Source organism: Rhodanobacter koreensis (assembly GCF_054782855.1).
The window spans coordinates 564,484-586,174 of sequence record NZ_BAAGRR010000012.1 but is presented as its reverse complement, the minus strand read 5'-3'; the positions used below and the strand labels follow the sequence as shown (position 1 = coordinate 586,174).

Genomic DNA, 21,691 nt, shown 5'->3' with positions numbered 1-21,691 from the left:
TATGCTCGTCTCGCTGCGCTTAATGTGGACTGAAGGGTTCATTTTTTGATACGGGCGCTATCCCAGGGGTTAATCCCGGCCTCAGGTTTGCGCCGCCGCAGCAGCCAGCAGCCGTGGATATCGGCGCGGCGGGCGAAGTCGAACGGGATACTGGGGGCACTCCAGTCCTCGATCTCGAAGCGCTGTTCCAGCTCCGCGCGATCAAGCTTGAAGCGTCGGAAATTGTTGGAAAACACGATCACGCCATCGCGGGTCAGCCGCTCGTCGCATGCATGCAGCAGTTTGACGTGATCGCGCTGCACGTCGAAATCCTCGGCCCGCTTGGAATTGGAGAATGTCGGCGGATCGACAAAGATCAGCCCGTAATGGCCGCGGTCGCGCTGAAGGAAGTCCAGCGCATCGAACTGCATCAACCGGTGACGCGCACCGCTGAAACCGTTCAGCGCCAGATTGCGCGAAGCCCATTCCAGGTAGGTTGCAGACAGATCCACGCTGGTGGTTTCCACCGCGCCGCCGGCCGCTGCGTGCACGCTGGCGGTGGCGGTATAGGCGAACAGGTTGAGGAAGCACTTGCCGTCTGCCAGCTCGCGCACTTTCGCGCGCACCAGTCGATGATCGAGGAACAGGCCTGTATCAAGATAGTCGGTAAGGTTGACCAGGAACTTCAGGCCACCCTCCTCCACCTCGATGAACTCGTTGCGCTGGTCGAGCTGGCCGTACTTGGAACCGCCCTTGCCACGCTCGCGCGTCTTCAGTGCGATGCGCTCACGCGGCACGCCCAGCACTTCGCCGGCGACACGGGCGATCTCACGCATCCGCAGACGGGCGACATCGGCAGGCACGTCGGCCGGTGCACGGTATTCCTGGATGTGCAGGTGATCGTCGCCGTTCGTGTCGCCGTAGACGTCGATCGCCGCCGCGTATTCGGGCAGATCCTGGTCGTAGGCACGCCAGCAATGGATGCCTTCGCGAGTCAGCCGCTTGCGCAGGTGCTTGAGATTCTTCTCCAGCCGGTTCTTCAGCATCTGCGCGCCGGTCGACAACGGCTTCGGTTCGCGCGGCGCCTCTTCGCGCCTGGCCAGGTCGAACGTCAGCAGCACGGTTTCCAGCGCACCGTTGTACAAGGCATAACGCTTGTCAGCGTGCAGTTGCATGGCACGACCCAATTCCACATCCCCAGCCAGCACGGCCGCGCGCCAGCCGGTGAAGCGCGCCCGCAAGGTGTCACCCAGCGCGCGGTACAGCTTCGGCATCTCGGCACGTTCGCCCAGGCGCTCGCCGTACGGCGGGTTGGTGATGACCAGACCGTAATCGATGCCCGGGGGTGGTGCGGCGTGCGCCATGTCCTGCCGGTCCAGCGTAAAGAAGCCGGCTACGCCCGCTTCCTGTGCATTGCGCTTGGCTGTCTGCACCATGCGCGGGTCGGCATCGCTGCCGAAGAACGCGCTGCGCAATCCGCGCAGGCCGGTTTCGGCACGCTGCCTCGCCTCATCCAGCAGGCCTCGCCACAACGCGATGTCGTGCTGCTGCCAACCGAGGAAGCCGAAATATTCGCGGCGCAGGCCGGGGGCCACGTCAGCCGCCATCAACGCGCCTTCGATCAGCAGCGTGCCGGAACCACACATCGGATCGAGCAAGGCGCCGCCCGCGGCATACACCTCCGGCCAGCGTGCACGCAGCAACATCGCGGCGGCGAGGTTTTCCTTCAGCGGCGCCTCGCCCTGCACTTCGCGCCAGCCGCGTCGATGCAGTGGGGAACCGGCGAGATCGAGCGACACGGTCGCGCGGTCGCGGCGCAGGCGCACGTTGATGCGGATGTCCGGCTCGTCGGTGTCGATGCCGGGCCGCGTGCCATCGCGCTGACGGAACTGGTCGACCACCGCATCCTTCACGCGCAGGCCGATGAACTGGCTGTGGGTGAGCTTGCTCATCGCGGTACCGGCATCCACCGCGAAGGTGGCGTGTGCGGCCAGATGCTGGCTCCAGTCGAGCTCCTGCACACCGCGGTACAACGCGTCGTCATCGGCCGCATCGAATTCGGCGAGCGGCAGCAGGATGCGACTGGCCAGGCGCGACCACAGGCAGGCGCGATACGCGGTTTCCAGCGCACCCGAGAAATGCGCGCCGGCCAGCGCCTCGCGCACGTCCGTGGCGCCCATCGCGATCAGCTCATCGCGCAGCAGATATTCCAGCCCTTTCGGACAGGTGGCGAAGTAGTGGCTCATGCGGCGGCCAGCCGATCGAGCATCTGGCGGAACTGCGCAGCGATCACGTCCATGCTGGCACCCAGCCGGTGGTCATCGTCCAGCACCAGCAATGGCAGCCGATGCTGTGCCGCGAACGCATGGATGCCCGCCAGTGGGCAGACCTCGTCACGCCAGCCATGGATCAACATGGCCGGCACTTCGCGGCGCAGGTCGAACGCGCGCGGATAGCCGGGGATTGCACTGGGCGTGGCCAGCAGCAGCAAACCAGCCACCGGCACATCCAGCGATGCCAGACCGGACACGAACGCGCCCATGCTGGAGCCGACCAGCAGCGGCGGCGCATCCAGCGCCTCGATGGTGGCGCGCAGGCGGGCGATCCGCGGCGCCACCGAGCCCGCATGGCCACGCGCATCGTCGGCGCGGTAATCCGGCCGCTGCGTGCGCCAGCCCAGTGAGTCGGCCAGTGCAGCCAGCGCGCTGACCTTGGTGGCGTCCGGGCCGGAATCCGAGCCGTGCGAGAGAATGATCTGGCCGCGCATGGCGGTCTCCGTGAAAACTTCGAAAAGCAAGACGTGCATGGTAACAGGCGGCCTTGTCCGATCGGCCTTGTGCGCCCTGCCTTGCCACGTGCGAGACTTGAGCGATGCCACTGATCATCCATGACCAGCCACTGCCCTACGTCGCCCACCTGCCCGAGCGCCCCGCCGGCGCCGTCGAGCTGGTGGTGATCCACTGCACCGAGCTGCCGGACCTGGCCACAGCCCGCAGCTACGGCGAGAAGGCGCTGTACGACAACGGCAGCGGCAACAGTGGTCACTACTACATCGACCGCGACGGCGCGGTATATCGCTACGTGCCCGGCACCCGTGTTGCGAATCATGTGCGCGGGCACAACCCGAACTCGATCGGCATCGAACTGGTGAATCTCGGCCGCTACCCACACTGGTGGGATTCGCATCACCAGCAGATGACCGAGTCATACACCGCCGCCCAGATCGATGCGCTGCGTGCCCTGCTGGCCCAGCTGCGCCAGGACTTTCCCGGCCTGCGCCAGATTGCCGGCCACGAGCACCTGGATACCGCGCTGATGCCGGCCAGCGACGATCCGGCGAAGGAAATTCACCGCAAACTCGATCCCGGCCCGCTGTTTCCCTGGTCCGCGGTGCTGGAAGGTAGCGGCCTGACACGAATCGCTGCGCACTAGCCACACGGCATGGATCCGGGCCGGCAGCCTCTATAATCGCGCCTTCGTCGTTGCCACGAGTTGCCTCCATGTCACCCAACCACGTCACCGAACTGGTCGAGCTGCTGCAGCTTGAACGGCTGGAGGACAACCTGTTCCGCGGCCAGAGCCGCGACATCGGCACCCGTTTCGTGTTCGGCGGCCAGGTGCTCGGGCAGGCGCTGGCGGCGGCGCAGGAAACGGTGGACCCGGTGCGCGAGGCGCATTCGCTGCACGCCTATTTCCTGCGCGCCGGCGATATCGAGGCACCGATCGTGTACAGCGTGGAGCGCACCCGTGACGGCGGCACGTTCTCCTCGCGGCGGGTGGTGGCGATCCAGCACGGCCAGCCGATCCTGAATGGCTCGATCTCGTTCCAGGTGCCCGAGCGTGGCGTCGAGCACCAGACATCGATGCCGGAAGTACCGGCGCCGGAAGACATCGAGCCGCTGCATCCGCTGCCACCGGACGAACTGGCACGGTTGCCGGTGAAGCTGCAGCGCTGGCTGGGCATCGACGGTCCGTTCGAGTTCCGCCAGGTGTGGCCACGCGACGAGCGTCATCCGGCCAAGCGTCCACCGATCCAGCACATCTGGTTCAAGCTGACTTCGCCGATCAGCGATTCGGCGATCCTGCATCGCGCGCTGCTGGCCTATGCCTCGGACTTCCACCTGATCGGCACCGCGACGTTGCCGCACGGCATTTCCTACCTGACCCACAACGTGCAGATGGCCAGCCTCGATCATGCGCTGTGGTTCCATCGCCCGTTCCGCGTCGACGAATGGCTGCTGTATTCGTTCGACAGCCCGACGGCACAGGGCGGCCGTGGGCTCGCGCGCGGGCAGATCTTCAGCCGCGACGGCCGGCTGGCGGCCTCCACCGCGCAGGAAGGGCTGATCCGGGTACGTGGCGATTGAGAGCCTGCCCAGGTCCGATCGCGTAAACTGCGCGCATGCGCCAGATCTATACCTCACCCCGGCCGGAAAACATCGATCGTGTGGTCGCCCTGATGGCCGAACACGGCATCGAGGCCAGCGTGGCCAACCGATCCAACTACAACCGACAGAGCTGGCAGCGTTTCAGCTACCAGCAGCGGCAGGGCGACCGCGACAGCTGGGCGCAGGTGTGGATCACCCATGCCGACGACTACACCAAAGCGCGTGAACTGCTGCGCGAGATCGGCATCGAGCCGGTGATCCGCCACGGCGAGGAACTCGCCGCCGCCCGCAACCCCACACCGGAAATGCGCCGCGAGCGCACCGTGGCCCGTGTACGCCGCATCGTGATGCTGGTGGTGCTCGCTGCGTGCGCGATGGTGGTGCTGCGCTACATGCACGTGGTCTAGTCCGGAAGACTTCGGGCAAGTCCCTCCTGGACCTGCCTGAGGGTGCCGGATCCGGCACAGCCGTGCTCGATTCGCGCGAGCGATCTCTGGCCCGAAAACAGCGCCGTGCGTGTTGCGACAGTCAAGCATAGAATCGGGGCCATGCGACGCTCCGACCCTGTCCGCCTGTTCCAGACGCTGCCTCATGCCTGCGGCTACTACGCCGAGCGCACGGCGCAGAACCTGGTGCTTGATCCGGCAGCACCCCATCTCGACCGGCTGTACGGCGCAGCGCTGGAGCGCGGCTTCCGGCGAGCAGGCGGTCACCTGTATTTCCCGCATTGCCCGCAGTGTCGCGCCTGCACGCCCTGCCGCATCGACGTGGCGAACTTTCAGCCGGACCGCGCGCAACGCCGCTGCCTGAAGCGCAATGCCGACCTCGTCGTCAGCGAGTCGGTCCCCGGCTACAACCGCGAGCGCCACGGCCTGTACGAACGCTACCTGCACAGCCGCCATGCCGGCGGCGGCATGGACGATGCCGAAGCCAGCGATTTCCGCCGCTTCCTCACCGCACCGTGGAGTCCCACGCTGTTCCTGGAACTGCGTCGGCGCGAGCACCTGCTCGCCGTGGCCGTCACCGACGTCTGCACCAACGGGGTTTCAGCCGTCTATACGTTCTACGACCCCGACGAAACCGCGCGCAGCCTCGGCACCTACGCGATCCTTCAGCAGCTGGCACTGGCCCGGCGCCGCGGCATGCCGTGGCTGTATCTGGGCTTCTGGATCGACGGCCATCCGAAGATGGATTACAAGCGACGCTTCAAACCGCTGCAGATCCGCACGGCCGAGGGCTGGGTGGAGATGGCGTAGGTTGATGACGAGCACAGCGAATCACGACTTCTCCGCGCCCGCCTCTGGGGTTCGCCCTCGCTGATCCTGACCTCCACTTCCGTCATGCGGCTTCGGTCGGCTTCGCCACCTGCGGATACGGATACAGCTTCTCCAGCGGTATCGACAATCCGTCATCGCCCACCACGCGGCAATGGCTGCGGTTGAGCTCACGCGGCTCGCTGACACCGCAGCTGTGCGCAATGATGCCGACTTCCTTCATCACGTTGGTGGCGTAGTGGTAGACGCGCTCGCTCTTGTCGGTGACGACGAGGCCACGCTGCAGTTTCGGGTTCTGCGTGGTGATGCCGGTGGGGCAGGTGTTGCGGTTGCACTGCAGTGACTGGATGCAGCCCAGCGCCAGCATGAAGCCACGCGCGGAGTTGACGAAATCCGCGCCAAGCGACAGTGCCCACGCAACGTCGTAAGCGGTGATGCACTTGCCCGAGCAGACCACCTTGATGCGCTCGCGCAGGCCCTTGACGATCAGCATGTCGAGCAGGGCCGGCAGCGCCTCGTGCAGCGGCAGGCCGACGCCTTCCATCAGCGTCTGTGGTGCCGCGCCGGTGCCGCCTTCGGAGCCATCGACGATGATGAAGTCCGGGGCGCTCTCGATGCCGCGCCGATGCACTTCGTCGCACAGTTCGCCGATCCACTCCACGCCGCCGAGTACCGCCTTGAAGCCCACCGGCTTGCCGGTGAGCTCGCGGATATGGTGGATGCTGTCCATCAATTGCGAGACGTTGCCGATGTCGAGGTGGCGGTTCGGACTCTGCGAATCCTCGCCGACCGGAATGCCGCGGATTGCCGCGATCTCCGCGGTGACCTTGGCGCCGGGCAGCAGGCCGCCCATGCCCGGCTTGGCGCCCTGCCCCAGCTTGATGCTGACCATCTTGACCTGCGGATGCGCGCAGATCGCCAGCAGCTTGCCGTCGTCGAGCTTGCCGTCGGGCGTGCGCACGCCGTATTTGGCTGTGCCGATCTCGAAGATGATGTCGCAGCCACCCTCGAGGTGATACGGCGCCAGGCCGCCTTCGCCGGTATCCATCCAGATCCCGGCCTTGGCCGCGCCGCGCGACAGCGCACGCACCGCCGGCGCCGACAGCGCACCGAAGCTCATCGCCGAGATATTGAAGAACGGCGCGTGACTGTAAGGCTCGCGTGCATACGGGCCAATCATCACCGGCACCGGTTTCACATGGTCCATGCCCAGGTCCGGAAACGGCGCGTTGACGAAGAACGGCACGCCCTCGGCGCGCAGGTCGCGGCTGGAGCCGAACGCGTTGGTGTTGTCCACGTCCTTCGCGGCGCGATACACCCAGGTGCGCTGCGCACGGTTGAACGGCATCTCCTCGCGGTCGCTGGAATACAGGTACTGGCGGAAGAATTCGCCCAGATGCAGGAACCAGTAGCGGAAGTGGCCGATCACCGGGAAGTTGCGCAGCACCGCATTGCCGGTCTGGTTGCGGTCGGCGACCCAGGTCGCCAGCACGATCACCACCGCCAGTGCGAGCAAAAGCAGCGCGAGTGCCGTGCAGAGTTCCACCACCACGACCAGCCAGTGTGCAAATCCCGTCGATTCCATGCTGTTTCCTCTCTAGCGGTTCAATCGCCTTGCGGCAGTCAGGCTAGCGCATCGTACCGAGATCCATGCTGGTGCTCACAGCTCGATGCGCAGGCATTTTGCAGCACTCACCGCCTTGGTCACCGCAGCTTCCAGCGTATCGGCGCGCGCCAGTGTCACCGCCATGCGGCGACGCCCCTTGACTGCCGGCTTGCCGAAGATGCGCAACTGGGTATCCGGTTCGGCCAGTGCCTCCGCCACACCGTGATAGCGCGGTCCGCTGCCGTCACCCTCGACCAGCACGGCGCACGAGGCTGATGGTCCGTATTGATGGATCACCGGAATCGGCAGGCCGAGGATGGCGCGCGCGTGCAGCGCAAATTCCGAGAACTCCTGCGAGATCAGCGTGACCAGGCCGGTGTCATGCGGCCGCGGACTGACCTCGGAGAAGATCACCGCGTCGCCCTTGACGAAGAACTCCACACCGAACACGCCCCAGCCACCGAGCGCACCGGTCACCGCCGCGGCCTGCCGCTGCGCCTCGGCCAATGCAACCGCACTCATCGGCTGCGGCTGCCACGACTCGCGATAGTCGCCGTCCTCCTGGCGATGGCCGATCGGCGCGCAGAAGCTGACGCCGCTGGCGTGCCGTACCGTCAGCATGGTGATCTCGTAATCGAAATCCACGAAACCCTCGACGATCACCCGTCCCTTGCCGGCGCGGCCGCCGGACTGCGCGTAATCCCACGCATGCTGCAATTCATCCGCGCTGCGCACCACGCTCTGGCCCTTGCCGGATGAACTCATCACCGGCTTGATCACGAACGGGTAGCCGATCACGGCCGCCGCCTCGCGATATTGCGTCTCGTCGTCGCAGAAGCGGTAGGGTGAGGTCGGCAGTTTCAGTTCCTCCGCGGCCAGCTTGCGGATGCCTTCACGATCCATCGTCAGCCATGCCGCGCGGGCGGTCGGGATCACCCGCTGCCCCTCTTTCTCCAGCTCGATCAGGGTGGGCGTGTGGATCGCCTCGATCTCCGGCACCACCAGGTCGGGCTTTTCCAGCTCGATCACCGCGCGCAATGCCTTGCCATCGAGCATGTCGATCACGTGGCTGCGATGGGCGATCTGCATCGCCGGGGCGTTGGCGTAGCGGTCCACCGCGATCACCTCCACCGCGTAGCGCTGCAACTCGATCGCCACCTCCTTGCCCAGTTCGCCGGCACCCAGCAACAGGACGCGCAGGGCGTGATCGGAATGGGGCGTACCAAACGGCTTCATCGGGTTCTCCGGCGCAGGCAAAACGGCATTGTATGCGGCTCGCATGCCGATCAGGCCACCATGAGCCGCCTGATCAGGCAGCTCATGGGAGGCACTTGCATATGATATCTTTTTGATATCTACTTTGCGCATCTCAGGGAGACAGCACCATGAACGAACGCAATGGTTTTTCCTTCGCAGGCATTCCCGTCATTGGTTTCTGCATTGTCTTGGCCGGCATCGGCATCGTGCTGCTGCTCTCACCCGACTCGGGTGCGCCCGCGGGACGTGTGCTTGGCGCCGTCGCCTCGCTGTTCATCGAGGCCTTCATGCTCAAGGGCTTTTTCCAGGTGGCGCCGAATGAAGGTCAGGTGTTGCAGCTGTTCGGCAAGTACGTCGGTACCGTGCGCGAGGCGGGTCTGCGCTGGACCAACCCGTTCTACAGCAAGCAACGGCTTTCGCTGCGCGTGCGCAACTTCGAGAGCAGCAAGCTGAAGGTCAACGACAGCGACGGCAACCCGATCGAGATCGCCGCGGTGGTGGTGTGGCAGGTGGTGGATACCGCCGAGGCCGTGTTCTGCGTGGACGACTACGAGAACTATGTGCACATCCAGAGCGAGTCGGCACTGCGACAGATGGCGCAGAGCTATCCCTACGACTCGCACGACGACAGCATCCCGTCGCTGCGCAGCCACGGCGACGTGATCAACACGCATCTGCGCGACGAGATCCAGACCCGTCTCGGCAAGGCCGGCGTAGAAGTCATCGAGGCACGCATCAGCCATCTCGCCTACGCCCAGGAAATCGCCCAGGCCATGCTGCAACGCCAGCAGGCCGGCGCCATCATCGCCGCGCGCACCAAGATCGTCGAAGGTGCGGTGAGCATGGTCGAGATGGCACTCGATCAGCTCAGCCAGCGTGGCGTGGTGCAGCTGGACGAAGAGCGCAAGGCAGCGATGGTCAGCAACCTGCTGGTGGTGCTGTGCGGCGAACGCGGCAGCCAGCCGGTGCTGAATACCGGCACGCTGTACAGCGGTTGATGGACGCCATCAGCCACGCCGCCAGCCAACCACGGCAATACTGAGACCGCATGGCTGCCGAGAAAAAAGCCTATCCGCTGCGCATCAGCGCTGCCGTGCTCGACGCGATGCAGCGCTGGTCCGACGACGAGCTGCGCAGCGTGAATGCACAGATCGAATACGTGCTGCGCGAAGCGTTGCGCAAGAGCGGACGCCTGAAGCCCGAAAAGACCGCACCACCCATCGATGACGACAACCACTGAATCGATCCTGGGAGAAAATCCAATGGCTGCAACATGGGAATACAAGGTCGTGACGCTGAAACACGGTGGTGGCGGCCTCAAGCTCAGCCTGACGCCGACCGACGACGAGGCCATCGCGGCACTCAACCGTGAGGGCGCGCTGGGCTGGGAGCTGGTCAACGCCGTCTGCGTCGGGCCATCCCAACCGACGGTGCTGTACCTCAAGCGCCCGCGCTGAACAGCCATATCCAGGAGGAATCGCCATGCTGAAACTTGCCTGCGCCATCTGTATCGCACTTGGTCTCGGAGTCGGCCTGACACACGCTGCAGGCACTGACTGCCAAGCCACATCTACCAGGATGCTCGATCATCTGGACCAAGGCGACTACGCAGGCGCCACTGCCGACTTCGATGACAGCATGAAAGTCGACCTCGGCGCCGACCGCCTAGCCAGAATCTGGCCGGCCGTTTCGCAACAGTTCGGCACGCGCGGCGCACGCGAACGGCCGCAGCTCAGTCAGAAAGACGGCCGTACCCTGGTGGTCACTCCGCTGCATTACGGCCAGCGCCTGATCGATGTGCGGGTGTCCTGCGATGCAGACGGCAGGATCGGCGGGTTCTACATCAAGCCGCATCACGGAACGATGCCATGACACAACATGAGCAGCCGGTACGCGGCCATCATCTAAAACTGGCACTGCTGCTTGGTGTCGCCGGGATATTGGCAACGCTGGCGTTAAGTCCCTATCTCGTCGCCTTGATGCCACTGAAGTTGGCCGAATCGCCCTTGCCGTTGTGGATGCTGCTGCCGGCTCAAGCGCTGCAGACCGGCGTGCTGTGCCTGCTGCTCGGCTGGCTGGGTCTGTTTCTCGGCGCACGCCATGGTCTCGATGCACCGTGGCTGCGGGCGTGGGTCTATCGCCGACCGCGCGATCCCACCCGGCAGGTACGCTGGTGGCTGGCCGCCCTGCTCGGTGTGCTGGCAGCGCTGCTGGTGATCGGCATCCAGCGGGTCGGCTCACCTTGGCATGCCATCGGCACGGATACCGCCCTTGGCTCGGCGTGGCGCGGTGCGCTGGCCTCGTTCTACGGCGGCATCGTCGAAGAAACCGAATGCCGCCTGTTGCTGGTCAGCCTGTTCGTGTGGCTGCTGGCGTGGCTCAACCGGCGACAGGCGCGCTCATGGATGTTCGTCGTGGCGATAGTGCTGGCGGCGCTGTTGTTCGGTGCCGGCCACTTGCCGACCGCGTTTGCGATGGGCATGGCGCATGCGCCACTCGTGATCGCCCGCATCGTGCTGCTCAATGCACTGGTCGGACTGGTGACTGGCACGCTGTTCTGGAAATACGGGTTGGAGCACGCGATGCTGGCGCACTTCTGCGCGGACCTGGTACTGCACGTGGCATTGCCACTGGCGGCCAGCCTCTGAGCGTCATGCCTCAGGGATTGCTGGAAGCGACCCTTTGCAGTTGCGGCAACTTGAGTTCATTGCGCGCACCGTCATCGTCGATAATGAACAGATGGCCATCACGCTGCGCCAGCGTCGCGACATCGCCCACGGCTCCTGCTCCGAATCGATGCAACGGCCGTCCATCGGTGGCGTCGTAGACGGTCAGCTGATTGGCCTGGTCATCGGCAACCAGCAGCCAGTCGTGGCTTGCGTCGTGCCAGCGCATCAGCGAGCCGGAACCCGGCAGTGGGCGAACCAGACCGAAACCGTTCAGCACAATCACGAACAGCCCCGCCAGCATGCCGGCGGCGGCCAACCACGGATGGGTGCGCAGGATCGTGGCGAGATTCATGCCGGCATGCTGACGCAGCGGCATGACAGGCGAATGACGAATTCGCCGTGGTCAATCCGTGTGTGTACGCAGCGACAGGCCCAGCGCGATCCAGCCACTGATGAAAGCCACGCCGCCAAACGGAGTGATGATGCCGACCCAACGCGGTGCATCCAGCGCAAGTGCGTACAGGCTGCCGCTGAACAGCACGATGCCGATCGCGAACGCAGCGATCGCCACGCGCCCGCTTCGGCCCTGACCCATACCTGCCGCCAGCACCAGCGCCAGTGCATGCAAGGCGTGGTAATTCACGGCGGTATGCCACAGCTCGCTGCCGCGTGCGTCGAGTACACCACGCAAGGCATGTGCACCGAATGCGCCCAGCAGCACCGCACTGGCACCCGCCAAACCGATCAGCAGACCGGCCATTGTCGACATGCCCCGGGTACTGACAGGTTGTCGCAGCATGGGTGAATTCTCCGGTTGTCGAACCCGGCATTGCAGCCGCTGTCGTATGCTTGACGGGTTGAAGAGCCCGGATTCTCGCATGAAGTTCCATCACCCGCCGCGCGTCGCCCTGCTGTTACTGCTGTTCGCCTTCGGCCTTCTGCTGGGCGGCTGCCAGCGCAGCGAGCCGCTTCCGCTGCGGCTGACCGATGTCAGCGGTCACATGCCCGATCTCGATTTCAAACTCACCGACGACCACGGCAAGACAGTTACCGGCGCCGACTATCGCGGCAAGGTGGTGGTGCTGTATTTCGGCTACACCCATTGTCCGGATGTCTGCCCGCTGACCCTGGCGCACCTGCACGTGGTGATGCAGCGACTCGGGCCACTGGCCGATGGCGCACGCATCCTGTTCGTCAGCGTCGATCCGGCCCGCGACACGCCGGACGTGATGCGTACCTATGTCAATGCGTTCGACCCGCGCGCAGTCGGCCTCACCGGCGACCCGCGCATGGTGGAGGCGCTGGTCAAGCGCTATCGCTCGTCATTCACCCGCGAGCCGGCCAGCACCGGCGGCAACTACGAGGTCAGCCACGGCTCGGCCATCTATCTGTTCGACCGTGACGGCCACGCGCGCGCACTGGCCACCCCTGCAGCCTCGCAGGATGACATCGTTCATGACCTGCATCTGCTGCTCGACACCGGAGCCGCGCCATGAGACCACACCCCTTGTCGTTTCTGTTCGCCGGCCTGTTGCTGACCGGCGGTGCGCATGCCGGCGTTGCCGAACACGTCCATGCCAGCCACGCCTGGATCCGCGTGCTGCCTGGCAACCTGCCTGCGGGCGCCTATGTCACGCTGGCAAACGATGGCGACAAGGCGGCCACGCTGAGCGGCGCGAGCAGTGCGGCATACGGTGACGTGATGCTGCACCAGAGTTCCAGCGAAGGCGGCATGAGCCGCATGGCGATGGTCGACTCGCTGGGCATTCCGGCCCATGGTTCGGCCGTGCTGGCACCGGCCGGCTACCACCTGATGCTGATGGAGCCGACGCGGCCGGTGAAGCCCGGCGACTCGATCAGGCTGATCCTCCAGTTCACCGACGGCAGCACCGTGGCCACCGACTTTCTCGCGCGCCCGGCCAATGCCGTGGACGACAGCCACTGAAAAACACCGCGGCCTTGCTTCATTCCGCGAATGGGCTGGTGGTCGCCGACGAGCGCAGCGCCGGTCGGCACAATGGGCGGCGCGGCAGACGCCCATTGCGCGACAACCGCAGCCACTGGCGCAGCGCCAGCAGTCCGCCGATCGACTCGATCAGGGCTGCCGGCACCCAGGTGATCACGCCACCGATCAGCTGCCCGGTCAGCACGTTGAAGGTAAACGCGCGACCGCAGATCTCGAAGATCGGGTAAAGATCGGTCTTGGAAAACGTGACGATGGCGCCGGCGAGGATCTGCGGCGTCATGGTGACCGCAGGCGACAGCACGCGCAGGCCGGCTGTCATCCGTCCCGGCGGATGTGGCCGGTGATCGAGCACCAGCGACCAGTAAGCGAAGCCGCTGATCAGCATCGTCCAGTTCATGAAGCGATAGATGCGCCAGTCCAGCATCGCCAGCGTCTGCAAGGCGGGAATCAGCCAGATCAACACGAACACGACGAACAGCAGCGTGGCGACCAACGGATTCAGGACCACCCCGCTGACCAGTCGCCACGGCCACGAGCGCTGCAGCGGCCGCAGCACGCGCACTCGCCACCCTAGCGGCAGACCGGCCCGCAGCACTGAAGCCGGATACGTGGCCACGATCAACAGCGGCGCCATGTGATGCAGCAGCAACTGCTGGATGCGGTGCATGAAGAATTCATGCTCGGCGTAATAGTCCAGATAGGTCTGCAGCGACAGGTAGATGATCGCCATGCCGGTCCAGAACGCCAGCCTGCGACCGAAACTCACCGACAATCGGCGACTGCCGCGCAGGTACAGCACGCAGGTCGCGAGGAAGATCGCGAGAAACACCCACGAAAATTCCCACGGCACGATCCATTTCAACAGCATTGCCATCACTTCAATGCACCGGCGACCCGATTCGACCCGAAACCTGTCCGCGACCATCCAGCACTTCGCGACCACCCAGCATAATGCCGCACATGCCGCCTGCCTTGCGGCAGATTGCCGCTCGCGGGTTCAGGCGGTATCCGCCCCCTGCCGCAATCACCTACTCTGACGGCTGCGCCGGCTGCGGCGCCAGCCGTAGAGCAGCCCGATCAGAACCACCAGCGCCGGCACCAGCACGATATTGATGAACTTCACGCGCAGCCCGAGCGCGTCAATCTCGGCGTTGAGCTGGTGCTGCACCTCGCGCAGCTCCTTGTTGATCGCCAGCTGTCGCTGACGGAACTGCTCGATTTCCTGCCGTTGCTCGGTCGTGATGGTACTGCCGTGGCTGCCCTTGGACGGCTGCAGCTCATCGAGCCGGCGCCGGGTCTCGGCCAGCTCCTGCTCCAGCTCGTGCTCCTTCTGCAGAAATTTCTGGTCGGCCACATTGCGCAGCGCTTCCACCCGCGTGAACGGACGCTGCGAGGTGGAACGTCCGCGGATGGAAAGCAGCGCCGAGGAACCACTGAGGTTGTCGACCAGATTGGTGACGAAATCGCCGTTGTTGGCGAAGGCCTGCATCATCGTCTGGCCGAGCATGGTCTGCGGCTCCACCCACAGGCGGTCGCTGAGCAGGTCGGTATCGGCAACCAGGATCACCTCGGCATTCGGCGCGGAATGGGCCAGATATCCCGGCTGACCGGCGCGTTCCGGAAATGCGCTGTCGAGCGTGCCGCGCAGGCGCGCCGCCAGCACGTAATGGTTGTTGTCCTGCTTGTATCCCTGCAGCAACGCAGTAGGGTCACCTGAAGCATCCAGCACCCGCTGGGTCGGTACCACCTCGGCATCCGCACTGCTCTGCAGCAAGGGGATCAGCCGCGTGCGTGCATCGTGTGCCAGATCGAAATAGCCGATGGTGGAGACGTTGATGCGCTGCAGGCTGGCCGTGATCGCGTCATCGCGGTTGAGCTCCTGCGCACCGAGGCCGAGCATCGCCGGATGATTGAAGCCGTTGCCGGCCAGCTCGATCTGCAAGGCACGGGAGCGGTCAAGCACCACCTTGCGCGGATCGTAGAGCACGCCCCACGCCGCGAACAGATGCGGCAAATCCGAGCTGTGGTCGGGGAACGTGGGGCTGTCGGCAGCGTAGGGGGTGGTATCGAGCTCCGCATCCGGATCGACGAACACCGCCAGATGACCGCCATGCAGCACGTACTGCTCGACCGCATACTGCGCATCAGGCGGCAGTTGCCTGGGATGGATCAGCAGCAGCACCTTGATGCTCTCATCAACGTGCTTCAGCGTGGTCGCGTCCAGCATCTTCACGTCGAACAACTGATCGAGCTGCTGCATCACCGTCCACGCCGGCTGGCCGAGCAGAGGGTTGCCGGCGACCGGCAGCGAGCTGATCACGCCAATCGGCGGCTTGCTGGTCTGATTCAGCTCGTACAGCAGCTTGGCGATGTCGTATTCGACAAACGACTCGCGCGCCGGGTCGAAGAACGCGATCGCCAGCGTCTTCTCGGCCACGCGATCCTCTACGGCATCCCCGTCGGCACCCGCTCCCATGGCACTGCCGACCAGGCCGAAGAACACCCGCTCGCCGTTGCTGCCGCCATTGGCGGCAGTAAGGCCGCCACCTTCGGCACTCGCTTCGTCGTCGGAGTACGGCACCGGATCGATCACCTGCAGGCGGATGCGGCCGTGCGAACGCGCCACCATCTCCTGCAGCATCTCGCGCACGCGCTGCTCGTAACTGCGCAGCTGCGGCAGGTCGCGGGTGGCATGCTCGGAGAAGTACAGGGTCAGCCGCAGCGGTCGTTTCAGCGTGTCGACGATCTGCAGCGTGCCAGGCGTCAGCGTGTACAGCTTGTCGGTGGTGAGATCGATGCGCGATGCATGCAACCAGCGGCTGCTGGCCACGATCAGCGGCACGAAGACCAGCACCAGCAATATCAGCCCCGCATACAGCACGCCGCGCCGGGTCAGTCGCAGCGGGGTGGAAAGGACGCGCGGCAGATGGAAGCTCGGCATGGCTCAGCGCGTCCGCTTCAGGTCGAGCAGCAACACGCCGGCGAGCAGCCAGCCGATCGTGCTGAGCAGGAAATACAACAAGTCGCGCACGTCCAGCACACCACGCGCGATGGCCTCGAAATGCCGCAGCATCGACAGATGCGCCATGCCATTGACCAGCTTGCGCGGCAACGTGCCCTGGATGAAATCCAGCACCTGTGGCTGCCCGGCCAGGATCAGCAGCACGCATACCAGCGCGGTCAGGATGAACGCCACCACCTGGCTGCGGGTCAATGCCGACAGGCAGGCGCCGATCGCGATGAAGGTGCCGGCCATCAGCCAGCTGCCCAGATAGCCGGCCAGGATGATGCCGTTGTCGGGTGAACCCAGGTAGTTGACCGTGATCCAGATCGGAAACGTCAGTGCCAGCGCGAGCCCGATGAACAGCCATGCCGCCAGGAACTTGCCCAGCATCGCCTGCCACAGGGTCACCGGCAGGGTCAGCAGCAGCTCCAGCGTGCCGCCTCTGGTTTCCTCGGCCCACATGCGCATGGTGAGCGCCGGCACCAGGATCAGGTACAGCCACGGATGCATCACGAAGAAGGGCTGCAGGTCGGCCTGCCCGCGCTCGTAGAAATCGCCGGTATAGAACGTGAGGATGCCGGCCAGTACCAGGAAGATGACCAGGAACACATAGGCCACCGGCGTGACGAAATAACTGCGCAACTCGCGCCGCATCACCGCGCCAGCCAAGGTCATGCCCTTCCCCCGTTCGCCGTGCTGTCGCGGCTGCCGGCGCCCTGGGTGGTGATCTGCCGGAACACCTCGTCCAACCGGCCGCGTTCCAGCTGGATCTCCGACACCTCCAGTCCCTGTTCGCGCAGCAGGCGCTCGACCGGTTCGAGGATGCGCTCGCCGGGCTTCGGGAATGCCGTGATGCGGCCGTCCAGCGGATCGACCTCGATCGACGCCACCTGCGGCAACCGGCCCAGCATTTCCTGCGACATGCCGCTGCCCGGCGCACTGAACGACACTGCGCCGTGATAGCGCGAACGCTGTTCCAGTTCAGCCGGCGTGGCATCCGCCATGAGCTTGCCGTTGGCGATGATCACCACGCGGTTGCACAGCGCATGCACCTCTTCCAGCAGGTGAGTGGAAATCAGGATCGTGCGCTCGCGCGCCATCATGTCGATCAGCTGGCGCACCGCATGCTTCTGGTTCGGATCAAGGCCGTCGGTGGGTTCGTCCAGCATCAGCACCGGCGGATCGTGCAGGATCGCCTGGGCCAACCCGACGCGTCGGCGCAGACCTTTCGACAAGGTGTCGATGCACACCCCCAGCACGTCCTCAAGCTGCAACCGGTGCACCACTTCGTCGAAGCGACGGTAGCCGGCATCCGGCTTGAGTTGACGCATGCGCACGATGAACTGCAGGAATTCCCGCACGGTCAATTCGCCGTAGCTGGGAGCACCTTCCGGCAGATAGCCCAGGGCACGTTTCGCCTTGATCGGTTCGCGCACGACGTCGTAGCCACAGACCCGCGCCGTGCCCGAAGTGGGTATCAGGAACCCGGCGATCATCCGCATCGCGGTGGACTTGCCCGCGCCGTTGGGACCCAGCAGGCCAAGCACCTGGCCGGGCTCGACGCGCATGCTCAGCGCATCCACCGCAGTCAGGTTGCCATAGCATCGGGTGAGCTGGTCGGTCTCGATCATGTCCGCTGGAAAATTGTGTGGAACGCGTCGTCGACGGCTGTCGCACTGCAGCCGTCGACATCACAGGTCGTTCCGCAATGTACCGCAAGACACTCCTGGAGTTCGCCCGGTCGCAGCCAGCGGCTCGGCCGCTGGCTGCGGTGGATTAGAGAAGCAGCCGATAAAGAAAAGGCCCCTCCGACAGGAAGGGCCTTTATATTTTGCAACCCGGCTCGTACTTACTGAGCGGCGCTGGCAGCTGCGGCCGGTGCTGCACCCGTGCTCGCCGGTGCCGGTGCAGTACTCGCCGGTGCTGGCGCCGTGCCGGAAGCAGCCGGTGCACCCGTATCCGGTGCCGGCGGCTGGATCCCTGCCTCCTGCTCCGGCGTCTGAGTCGGCGCATTGGTGATCGGCAGGAACACGTTGTACTTGGCGTAGGCGGTGATGTTGCCGCCGGCGTCCTTCACTTCCGGCGTGACGATGATGTCGTACGGACGATTGACCACGTCATCGAACGTATAGCCGTGGGTCTGCGCATAGGCCTTGAGCATGTCGCGGGTCAGCGGCACACCGGCAAACGTGCCGTTCCACACACCCTTCAGGACCGCGCCGCCGAACGCCAGCGTGGCGCGCACATTGCTGTCCACCACCAGCCGGCCGAAGCGGTCATGGCTGCCTGTTGCGAGCGGGGCACTGGCGGCGCCGGCGGTAGTGCTGGCATCGGCCGGGGCGGACGTGTCCAGCGGCGCGGCAGTCGGCGCGGTCAGCTGCTCGCTCTGGCCGTTGACGGTCAGCGTGCTGGAATCGATCGGCAGCGCCACATCGAAGCTGTAGGTCTGGTCACCGTAGTTGGTGGTGAACAGGATGCGCGGGCCGGTCACGTTCACGCCAAGCTTCTTGGCTGCCGCCTGCAGTTCACCGATGGCCTTGTTGGTGGCATCGTCCAGCCCTTCCAGGCCGTCCTTGCGCGCAATCGAGGTGGACACCAGCAGCACCGGCGTCGGCTGGGTCTGCTCGATGTAGGGGATCAGCGCGCTGTAGTCGACGTTGGCGATGCCGGCCAGCACGTTCTGCAGGTTGTTCAGACTGAACTGGACGAACGCATCGGGATCGCCATGGATGTACATGCTGGAAAACCGGTTGACCAGGTTCCAGCCGTAGGCCACGTCATACGACCAGGTGACCTGGGTCAGCTGGCCACGGCTGCCCTGGCGTTCCAGGTCCAGCGTGAAATGCTTGTCCATGCCGCGCCAGTCGTTGTCCAGATTCCAGACGATGCTGGCGCTCTTGGTCGTGGGCGAGATCTTGTCGAAATCCGGCGTGGCGCTGGCGATGGTCAGACCACCGTTGCCGACCTTGGGATCGGTGCTGGTCCAGCTGACTTCGGCACCCGGACCGAAGGCCTTGCCGGAATAGCTGAACTGCACGTTGCGATCGTAGCTGCGCAGCACGGCGTAGTCGGGCAACCGGCGGTAATTGTCGAGTACATCGTAAACCTGGCGAAGATCCTTGCCGATCACCAGCTGGCGTTCCACATGACCGCTACCGGGCATGACCACAGCCGCCAGGACACCGAGTACAGCAACGATGACCAGGGCAACAAGAAATTCAAGGACACGCATCATTCCAGAGTTCTCCGAAGCGTCTTTACGCCATACCTAAAGATGTCGCCCCAGCCGCCGCACGGGTCTGCCTGAGGGTTCCCGAGGGCCGTGGCAGGGGGTCGGCAAACGCCGAAGCTACGGATGTTACTTGCTCGCGCGCTGGAACGCTATCCGCCGCTGCGCACGCGTCTGGAAGGCCAAAAAACGGGGCACGACAGGCATCACGTGCCGCATGCGGCATCCGCAGCGCCGGCCTGCCGAGCTGCCTCCGGCCGGCGTGGCTCAGACGATGCCCATCTCCAGCGCTTTCAGCACGGCACGGGTGCGGTCGCGTACACCCAGCTTGGAGAGGATGTTGGAAACGTGGTTTTTCACCGTCCCCTCCGCCACTTTCAGCGAGTTGGCGATTTCCTTGTTGCTGTAGCCGCCGGACAACAGCCGCAGAATCTCGGTTTCACGTTCGGTCAGCGGATCGGGCTGCTCAAGGCTGGTGAAATGGTTCTGCATCCGCGAGACACCCGCCATCAGGCGCTGGGTGACCATGGGCGCCACCAACGAGCCGCCGGCGGCGACCGTGCGCACCGCCTCCACCAATTGCTCCAGTGAGACATCCTTCAGCAGATAGCCGCGTGCGCCGGCCTTGAGGCCCTGCAGCACCAGTTGGTCATCGTCGAAGGTGGTGAGGATGATGGTTGGCGGCAGCTCGTTGCGCGCCGACAGCGCCTGCAGTACTTCCAGCCCGCTCATGTTCGGCATGCGCAGATCCAGCAGCACCACATCGGGCTTGATCCGCGGGATGTCCTGCACCGCCTGCGCACCATCGGCGCATTCGGCCACCACGCGGATATCTTCCGCCAGATCCAGCAGCGAGCGGACCCCTTGGCGCACCAGATTCTGGTCGTCGACGAGACAAACGGAGATCATCGCGAATCCTCGGAGAAACGTGACTCAGGGACGGCCCGGAAACCGGCCTGCCATCGAAGGCGCATTCTGCCATGCCCACGCCCGGGCGAACCGCCAACATTACGACACATTCAGCGCGGGCGGTTCAAATCGTGACGGCGCATGCGCCAGCGCGGTGTGCTCACCCAGCGGCAGGCGCACGGTCAGTGCAAAGCCCTGACTCAGGCCGGTGTCCAAAGTCAGGCTGCCGCCAAACTCAGCCAGCCGCTCGCGCATGCCGGACAGACCGTTGCCCGGCTCGACCTGTTCGGCACCACGGCCATCATCACGCGCATGCAGGCCGAGCAGGCTCTCACCGGCATAGGCAAAATTCAGCCACAGGTTGCGCGCGCCGGCATGCCTGGCGGTGTTGGTGATGATTTCCTGCGCACAGCGCAGCAACACCTGGGCGCGGCGCGGGTCTTCCACGCTGAAACGCGGCGGCATGACCACATGCACGTTCAGGCCGGGCACGCCCTCGGTCAGGCTGCGCAGCGCCTGGGTCAGGTCGATCGCATCGTCCTGGCGCAACTCGCTGACCACCTCGCGCACATCAGCAAGCAGGAGTCTCGCCGTACTCTGCGCCTTGCGTACATGTGCACCGGCAGCCTCGTTGGTGAGGTGGCTGGCCACCTCCAGGTTCAGGCTCAACGCAGTCAGGTGATGGCCAATCAGGTCATGCAGGTCGCGTGCAATGCGCATGCGCTCGGCGATGCGGCTGGACTCTGCCAGCAGCGCGCGGGTGGCGCGCAGTTCGGAGTTCAGCCGGCGCTGCGCCTCGCGCTGATCGGCCTGCTGGCTGGCCACCGTCGAGGTCACGAACACCAGCACCGAGATGCCCAGGTAGATGCTGGCCTGCAGGAAGCCCAAAGCGATGCTGTGATCGTATTCGGGAAAGGTGACAAAGATCGCGACCAGGCTCAGATGCTGCAGCACCAGCCAGAAGGCAGCGAGCCAGAACGGCAGCAGCCACGGCAACACCAGCGAGGCGACCACCATCAGCATCGCCGACAGGCCGCTGTGGCTGTACCAGCCCACCGCCACCGCCGCCGCCGTCATCAGGGCCAGCCCCAGCAGTTTCAGCCCCGGGTAACGGCGCGAACCCAGGTTGCTGGTCAGCATCCAGTACATCAGGCCGAAGATCAGGTAGCACAGCGTCCACAGCAGCAGCGAGAAATTCGGGCGCTGCAACTGGTTGAGCCGTTCGGTGGCCCAGTTGGTGATCAGCGGCGTACCCACCGACAGGTAGGTGAAGAAACCCGCATAGCGAAGCAGGCGGATGTGATTGAAGAAGGGCCAGCGCATGCCACGCATCATTGGGCGTGCGCCGTTTTCACGCAATGCGCGAGAAGTCATGGATGGCTGCTGCCGCTGACGGACGGACGGCCGCTT

The 21,691-nt window shown here is 64.9% G+C and carries 24 protein-coding genes; 11 read left to right on the top strand and 13 right to left on the bottom strand.

Features of this window, described 5'->3' with window-relative positions; all coding sequences use genetic code 11:
- Positions 1-38: 38 nt before the first annotated feature.
- Together rlmKL and ACYVKM_RS16245 are read right to left on the bottom strand one after the other, a co-directional pair.
- Complete coding sequence (gene rlmKL, locus ACYVKM_RS16250; RefSeq protein ID WP_460878653.1) at positions 39-2,225, bottom strand: bifunctional 23S rRNA (guanine(2069)-N(7))-methyltransferase RlmK/23S rRNA (guanine(2445)-N(2))-methyltransferase RlmL; 2,187 nt, start codon at positions 2,223-2,225, stop codon at positions 39-41.
- Complete coding sequence (locus ACYVKM_RS16245; RefSeq protein ID WP_460878652.1) at positions 2,222-2,746, bottom strand: alpha/beta hydrolase; 525 nt, start codon at positions 2,744-2,746, stop codon at positions 2,222-2,224. Before ACYVKM_RS16245 ends, rlmKL begins: the two co-directional genes overlap by 4 nt.
- A gap of 104 nt (positions 2,747-2,850) precedes the next feature.
- Here ACYVKM_RS16245 and ACYVKM_RS16240 point away from each other — a divergent pair, with 104 nt between their 5' ends.
- The 4 genes from ACYVKM_RS16240 to ACYVKM_RS16225 all read left to right on the top strand — a co-directional run bounded on the left by ACYVKM_RS16240 (position 2,851) and on the right by ACYVKM_RS16225 (position 5,623).
- Positions 2,851-3,411: an N-acetylmuramoyl-L-alanine amidase gene (locus tag ACYVKM_RS16240; protein WP_460878651.1), complete on the top strand. Its 561-nt coding sequence runs from the start codon at positions 2,851-2,853 to the stop codon at positions 3,409-3,411.
- Between the two features lie 68 nt (positions 3,412-3,479).
- Positions 3,480-4,346, top strand: coding sequence for an acyl-CoA thioesterase (locus ACYVKM_RS16235; protein WP_460878650.1), 867 nt, complete (start codon positions 3,480-3,482; stop codon positions 4,344-4,346).
- Positions 4,347-4,381: 35 nt separating this feature from the next.
- Positions 4,382-4,774, top strand: a complete 393-nt coding sequence (locus tag ACYVKM_RS16230; RefSeq protein WP_460878649.1) for a hypothetical protein — start codon at positions 4,382-4,384, stop codon at positions 4,772-4,774.
- Between the two features lie 141 nt (positions 4,775-4,915).
- Entirely contained in the window at positions 4,916-5,623 is a 708-nt protein-coding gene (locus tag ACYVKM_RS16225) for an arginyltransferase (RefSeq protein WP_460878648.1), read from the top strand.
- An 82-nt stretch (positions 5,624-5,705) separates the two neighbouring features.
- Here ACYVKM_RS16225 and ACYVKM_RS16220 read toward each other — a convergent pair whose 3' ends face one another.
- Positions 5,706-7,226 carry an FMN-binding glutamate synthase family protein gene (locus ACYVKM_RS16220; RefSeq protein ID WP_460878647.1) on the bottom strand — a complete coding sequence of 507 codons (1,521 nt, stop codon included), beginning with the start codon at positions 7,224-7,226 and terminating at the stop codon, positions 5,706-5,708.
- A gap of 75 nt (positions 7,227-7,301) precedes the next feature.
- Entirely contained in the window at positions 7,302-8,483 is a 1,182-nt protein-coding gene (gene purT / locus ACYVKM_RS16215) for a formate-dependent phosphoribosylglycinamide formyltransferase (RefSeq protein ID WP_460878646.1), read from the bottom strand.
- 149 nt (positions 8,484-8,632) lie between these two features.
- Between purT and ACYVKM_RS16210 the strand changes: the two genes are divergently transcribed.
- The 5 genes from ACYVKM_RS16210 to ACYVKM_RS16190 all read left to right on the top strand — a co-directional run bounded on the left by ACYVKM_RS16210 (position 8,633) and on the right by ACYVKM_RS16190 (position 11,152).
- Positions 8,633-9,502, top strand: a complete 870-nt coding sequence (locus ACYVKM_RS16210) for an SPFH domain-containing protein (RefSeq protein WP_460878645.1) — start codon at positions 8,633-8,635, stop codon at positions 9,500-9,502.
- 50 nt (positions 9,503-9,552) lie between these two features.
- Complete coding sequence (locus ACYVKM_RS16205; protein ID WP_460878644.1) at positions 9,553-9,744, top strand: type II toxin-antitoxin system antitoxin; 192 nt, start codon at positions 9,553-9,555, stop codon at positions 9,742-9,744.
- Positions 9,745-9,766: 22 nt separating this feature from the next.
- Positions 9,767-9,961 (top strand): DUF4177 domain-containing protein, encoded by a 195-nt coding sequence (locus ACYVKM_RS16200; RefSeq protein WP_460878643.1) that lies wholly within the window; start codon positions 9,767-9,769, stop codon positions 9,959-9,961.
- Between the two features lie 121 nt (positions 9,962-10,082).
- Positions 10,083-10,376, top strand: a complete 294-nt coding sequence (locus ACYVKM_RS16195; RefSeq protein WP_460878642.1) for a DUF3887 domain-containing protein — start codon at positions 10,083-10,085, stop codon at positions 10,374-10,376.
- Positions 10,373-11,152, top strand: a complete 780-nt coding sequence (locus tag ACYVKM_RS16190; RefSeq protein ID WP_460878641.1) for a CPBP family intramembrane glutamic endopeptidase — start codon at positions 10,373-10,375, stop codon at positions 11,150-11,152. The genes ACYVKM_RS16195 and ACYVKM_RS16190 overlap by 4 nt, the downstream gene beginning before the upstream one ends.
- Positions 11,153-11,162: 10 nt before the next feature.
- Here ACYVKM_RS16190 and ACYVKM_RS16185 read toward each other — a convergent pair whose 3' ends face one another.
- Positions 11,163-11,525: a hypothetical protein gene (locus tag ACYVKM_RS16185; RefSeq protein WP_460878640.1), complete on the bottom strand. Its 363-nt coding sequence runs from the start codon at positions 11,523-11,525 to the stop codon at positions 11,163-11,165.
- A 51-nt stretch (positions 11,526-11,576) separates the two neighbouring features.
- Positions 11,577-11,972: a DUF423 domain-containing protein gene (locus ACYVKM_RS16180; RefSeq protein WP_460878639.1), complete on the bottom strand. Its 396-nt coding sequence runs from the start codon at positions 11,970-11,972 to the stop codon at positions 11,577-11,579.
- Positions 11,973-12,051: 79 nt separating this feature from the next.
- Here ACYVKM_RS16180 and ACYVKM_RS16175 point away from each other — a divergent pair, with 79 nt between their 5' ends.
- Positions 12,052-12,669: an SCO family protein gene (locus tag ACYVKM_RS16175; protein ID WP_460878638.1), complete on the top strand. Its 618-nt coding sequence runs from the start codon at positions 12,052-12,054 to the stop codon at positions 12,667-12,669.
- Positions 12,666-13,118 carry a copper chaperone PCu(A)C gene (locus tag ACYVKM_RS16170; RefSeq protein ID WP_460878637.1) on the top strand — a complete coding sequence of 151 codons (453 nt, stop codon included), beginning with the start codon at positions 12,666-12,668 and terminating at the stop codon, positions 13,116-13,118. Before ACYVKM_RS16175 ends, ACYVKM_RS16170 begins: the two co-directional genes overlap by 4 nt.
- A 19-nt stretch (positions 13,119-13,137) precedes the next feature.
- Here the strand turns inward: ACYVKM_RS16170 and ACYVKM_RS16165 are convergent, their stop codons facing one another.
- The 7 genes from ACYVKM_RS16165 to ACYVKM_RS16135 all read right to left on the bottom strand — a co-directional run bounded on the left by ACYVKM_RS16165 (position 13,138) and on the right by ACYVKM_RS16135 (position 21,604).
- Positions 13,138-14,016: a cytochrome c oxidase assembly protein gene (locus tag ACYVKM_RS16165; protein ID WP_460878636.1), complete on the bottom strand. Its 879-nt coding sequence runs from the start codon at positions 14,014-14,016 to the stop codon at positions 13,138-13,140.
- A gap of 147 nt (positions 14,017-14,163) precedes the next feature.
- A complete protein-coding gene (locus ACYVKM_RS16160) occupies positions 14,164-16,080 on the bottom strand; it encodes a Gldg family protein (RefSeq protein WP_460878635.1) in 1,917 nt (638 codons plus the stop codon).
- 3 nt (positions 16,081-16,083) lie between these two features.
- A complete protein-coding gene (locus tag ACYVKM_RS16155; protein ID WP_460878634.1) occupies positions 16,084-16,818 on the bottom strand; it encodes an ABC transporter permease subunit in 735 nt (244 codons plus the stop codon).
- Positions 16,815-17,774 (bottom strand): ABC transporter ATP-binding protein, encoded by a 960-nt coding sequence (locus ACYVKM_RS16150; RefSeq protein WP_460878633.1) that lies wholly within the window; start codon positions 17,772-17,774, stop codon positions 16,815-16,817. Before ACYVKM_RS16150 ends, ACYVKM_RS16155 begins: the two co-directional genes overlap by 4 nt.
- Positions 17,775-17,992: 218 nt before the next feature.
- Positions 17,993-19,378 (bottom strand): polyketide cyclase, encoded by a 1,386-nt coding sequence (locus ACYVKM_RS16145; protein ID WP_460878632.1) that lies wholly within the window; start codon positions 19,376-19,378, stop codon positions 17,993-17,995.
- Between the two features lie 261 nt (positions 19,379-19,639).
- A complete protein-coding gene (locus tag ACYVKM_RS16140; RefSeq protein WP_460878631.1) occupies positions 19,640-20,281 on the bottom strand; it encodes a response regulator in 642 nt (213 codons plus the stop codon).
- A gap of 99 nt (positions 20,282-20,380) precedes the next feature.
- Positions 20,381-21,604: a sensor histidine kinase gene (locus ACYVKM_RS16135; RefSeq protein WP_460878630.1), complete on the bottom strand. Its 1,224-nt coding sequence runs from the start codon at positions 21,602-21,604 to the stop codon at positions 20,381-20,383.
- Positions 21,605-21,691: the final 87 nt, after the last annotated feature.

Bases quoted from the DNA above. Each gene is read 5' to 3' on its own strand.
- ACYVKM_RS16220 (WP_460878647.1), bottom strand. From the start codon at position 7,226: ATGGAATCGACGGGATTTGCACACTGGCTGGTCGTGGTGGTGGAACTC.
- ACYVKM_RS16175 (WP_460878638.1), top strand. From the start codon at position 12,052: ATGAAGTTCCATCACCCGCCGCGCGTCGCCCTGCTGTTACTGCTGTTC.
- ACYVKM_RS16135 (WP_460878630.1), bottom strand. From the start codon at position 21,604: ATGCGCTGGCCCTTCTTCAATCACATCCGCCTGCTTCGCTATGCGGGT.
- ACYVKM_RS16150 (WP_460878633.1), bottom strand. From the start codon at position 17,774: ATGATCGAGACCGACCAGCTCACCCGATGCTATGGCAACCTGACTGCG.
- ACYVKM_RS16190 (WP_460878641.1), top strand. From the start codon at position 10,373: ATGACACAACATGAGCAGCCGGTACGCGGCCATCATCTAAAACTGGCA.
- ACYVKM_RS16160 (WP_460878635.1), bottom strand. From the start codon at position 16,080: ATGCCGAGCTTCCATCTGCCGCGCGTCCTTTCCACCCCGCTGCGACTG.
- rlmKL (WP_460878653.1), bottom strand. From the start codon at position 2,225: ATGAGCCACTACTTCGCCACCTGTCCGAAAGGGCTGGAATATCTGCTG.
- ACYVKM_RS16195 (WP_460878642.1), top strand. From the start codon at position 10,083: ATGCTCGATCATCTGGACCAAGGCGACTACGCAGGCGCCACTGCCGAC.
- ACYVKM_RS16225 (WP_460878648.1), top strand. From the start codon at position 4,916: ATGCGACGCTCCGACCCTGTCCGCCTGTTCCAGACGCTGCCTCATGCC.
- ACYVKM_RS16205 (WP_460878644.1), top strand. From the start codon at position 9,553: ATGGCTGCCGAGAAAAAAGCCTATCCGCTGCGCATCAGCGCTGCCGTG.
- ACYVKM_RS16245 (WP_460878652.1), bottom strand. From the start codon at position 2,746: ATGCGCGGCCAGATCATTCTCTCGCACGGCTCGGATTCCGGCCCGGAC.
- ACYVKM_RS16140 (WP_460878631.1), bottom strand. From the start codon at position 20,281: ATGATCTCCGTTTGTCTCGTCGACGACCAGAATCTGGTGCGCCAAGGG.
- ACYVKM_RS16185 (WP_460878640.1), bottom strand. From the start codon at position 11,525: ATGAATCTCGCCACGATCCTGCGCACCCATCCGTGGTTGGCCGCCGCC.
- ACYVKM_RS16170 (WP_460878637.1), top strand. From the start codon at position 12,666: ATGAGACCACACCCCTTGTCGTTTCTGTTCGCCGGCCTGTTGCTGACC.
- ACYVKM_RS16240 (WP_460878651.1), top strand. From the start codon at position 2,851: ATGCCACTGATCATCCATGACCAGCCACTGCCCTACGTCGCCCACCTG.
- ACYVKM_RS16210 (WP_460878645.1), top strand. From the start codon at position 8,633: ATGAACGAACGCAATGGTTTTTCCTTCGCAGGCATTCCCGTCATTGGT.
- ACYVKM_RS16230 (WP_460878649.1), top strand. From the start codon at position 4,382: ATGCGCCAGATCTATACCTCACCCCGGCCGGAAAACATCGATCGTGTG.
- ACYVKM_RS16145 (WP_460878632.1), bottom strand. From the start codon at position 19,378: ATGATGCGTGTCCTTGAATTTCTTGTTGCCCTGGTCATCGTTGCTGTA.
- ACYVKM_RS16155 (WP_460878634.1), bottom strand. From the start codon at position 16,818: ATGACCTTGGCTGGCGCGGTGATGCGGCGCGAGTTGCGCAGTTATTTC.
- ACYVKM_RS16200 (WP_460878643.1), top strand. From the start codon at position 9,767: ATGGCTGCAACATGGGAATACAAGGTCGTGACGCTGAAACACGGTGGT.
- purT (WP_460878646.1), bottom strand. From the start codon at position 8,483: ATGAAGCCGTTTGGTACGCCCCATTCCGATCACGCCCTGCGCGTCCTG.
- ACYVKM_RS16180 (WP_460878639.1), bottom strand. From the start codon at position 11,972: ATGCTGCGACAACCTGTCAGTACCCGGGGCATGTCGACAATGGCCGGT.
- ACYVKM_RS16235 (WP_460878650.1), top strand. From the start codon at position 3,480: ATGTCACCCAACCACGTCACCGAACTGGTCGAGCTGCTGCAGCTTGAA.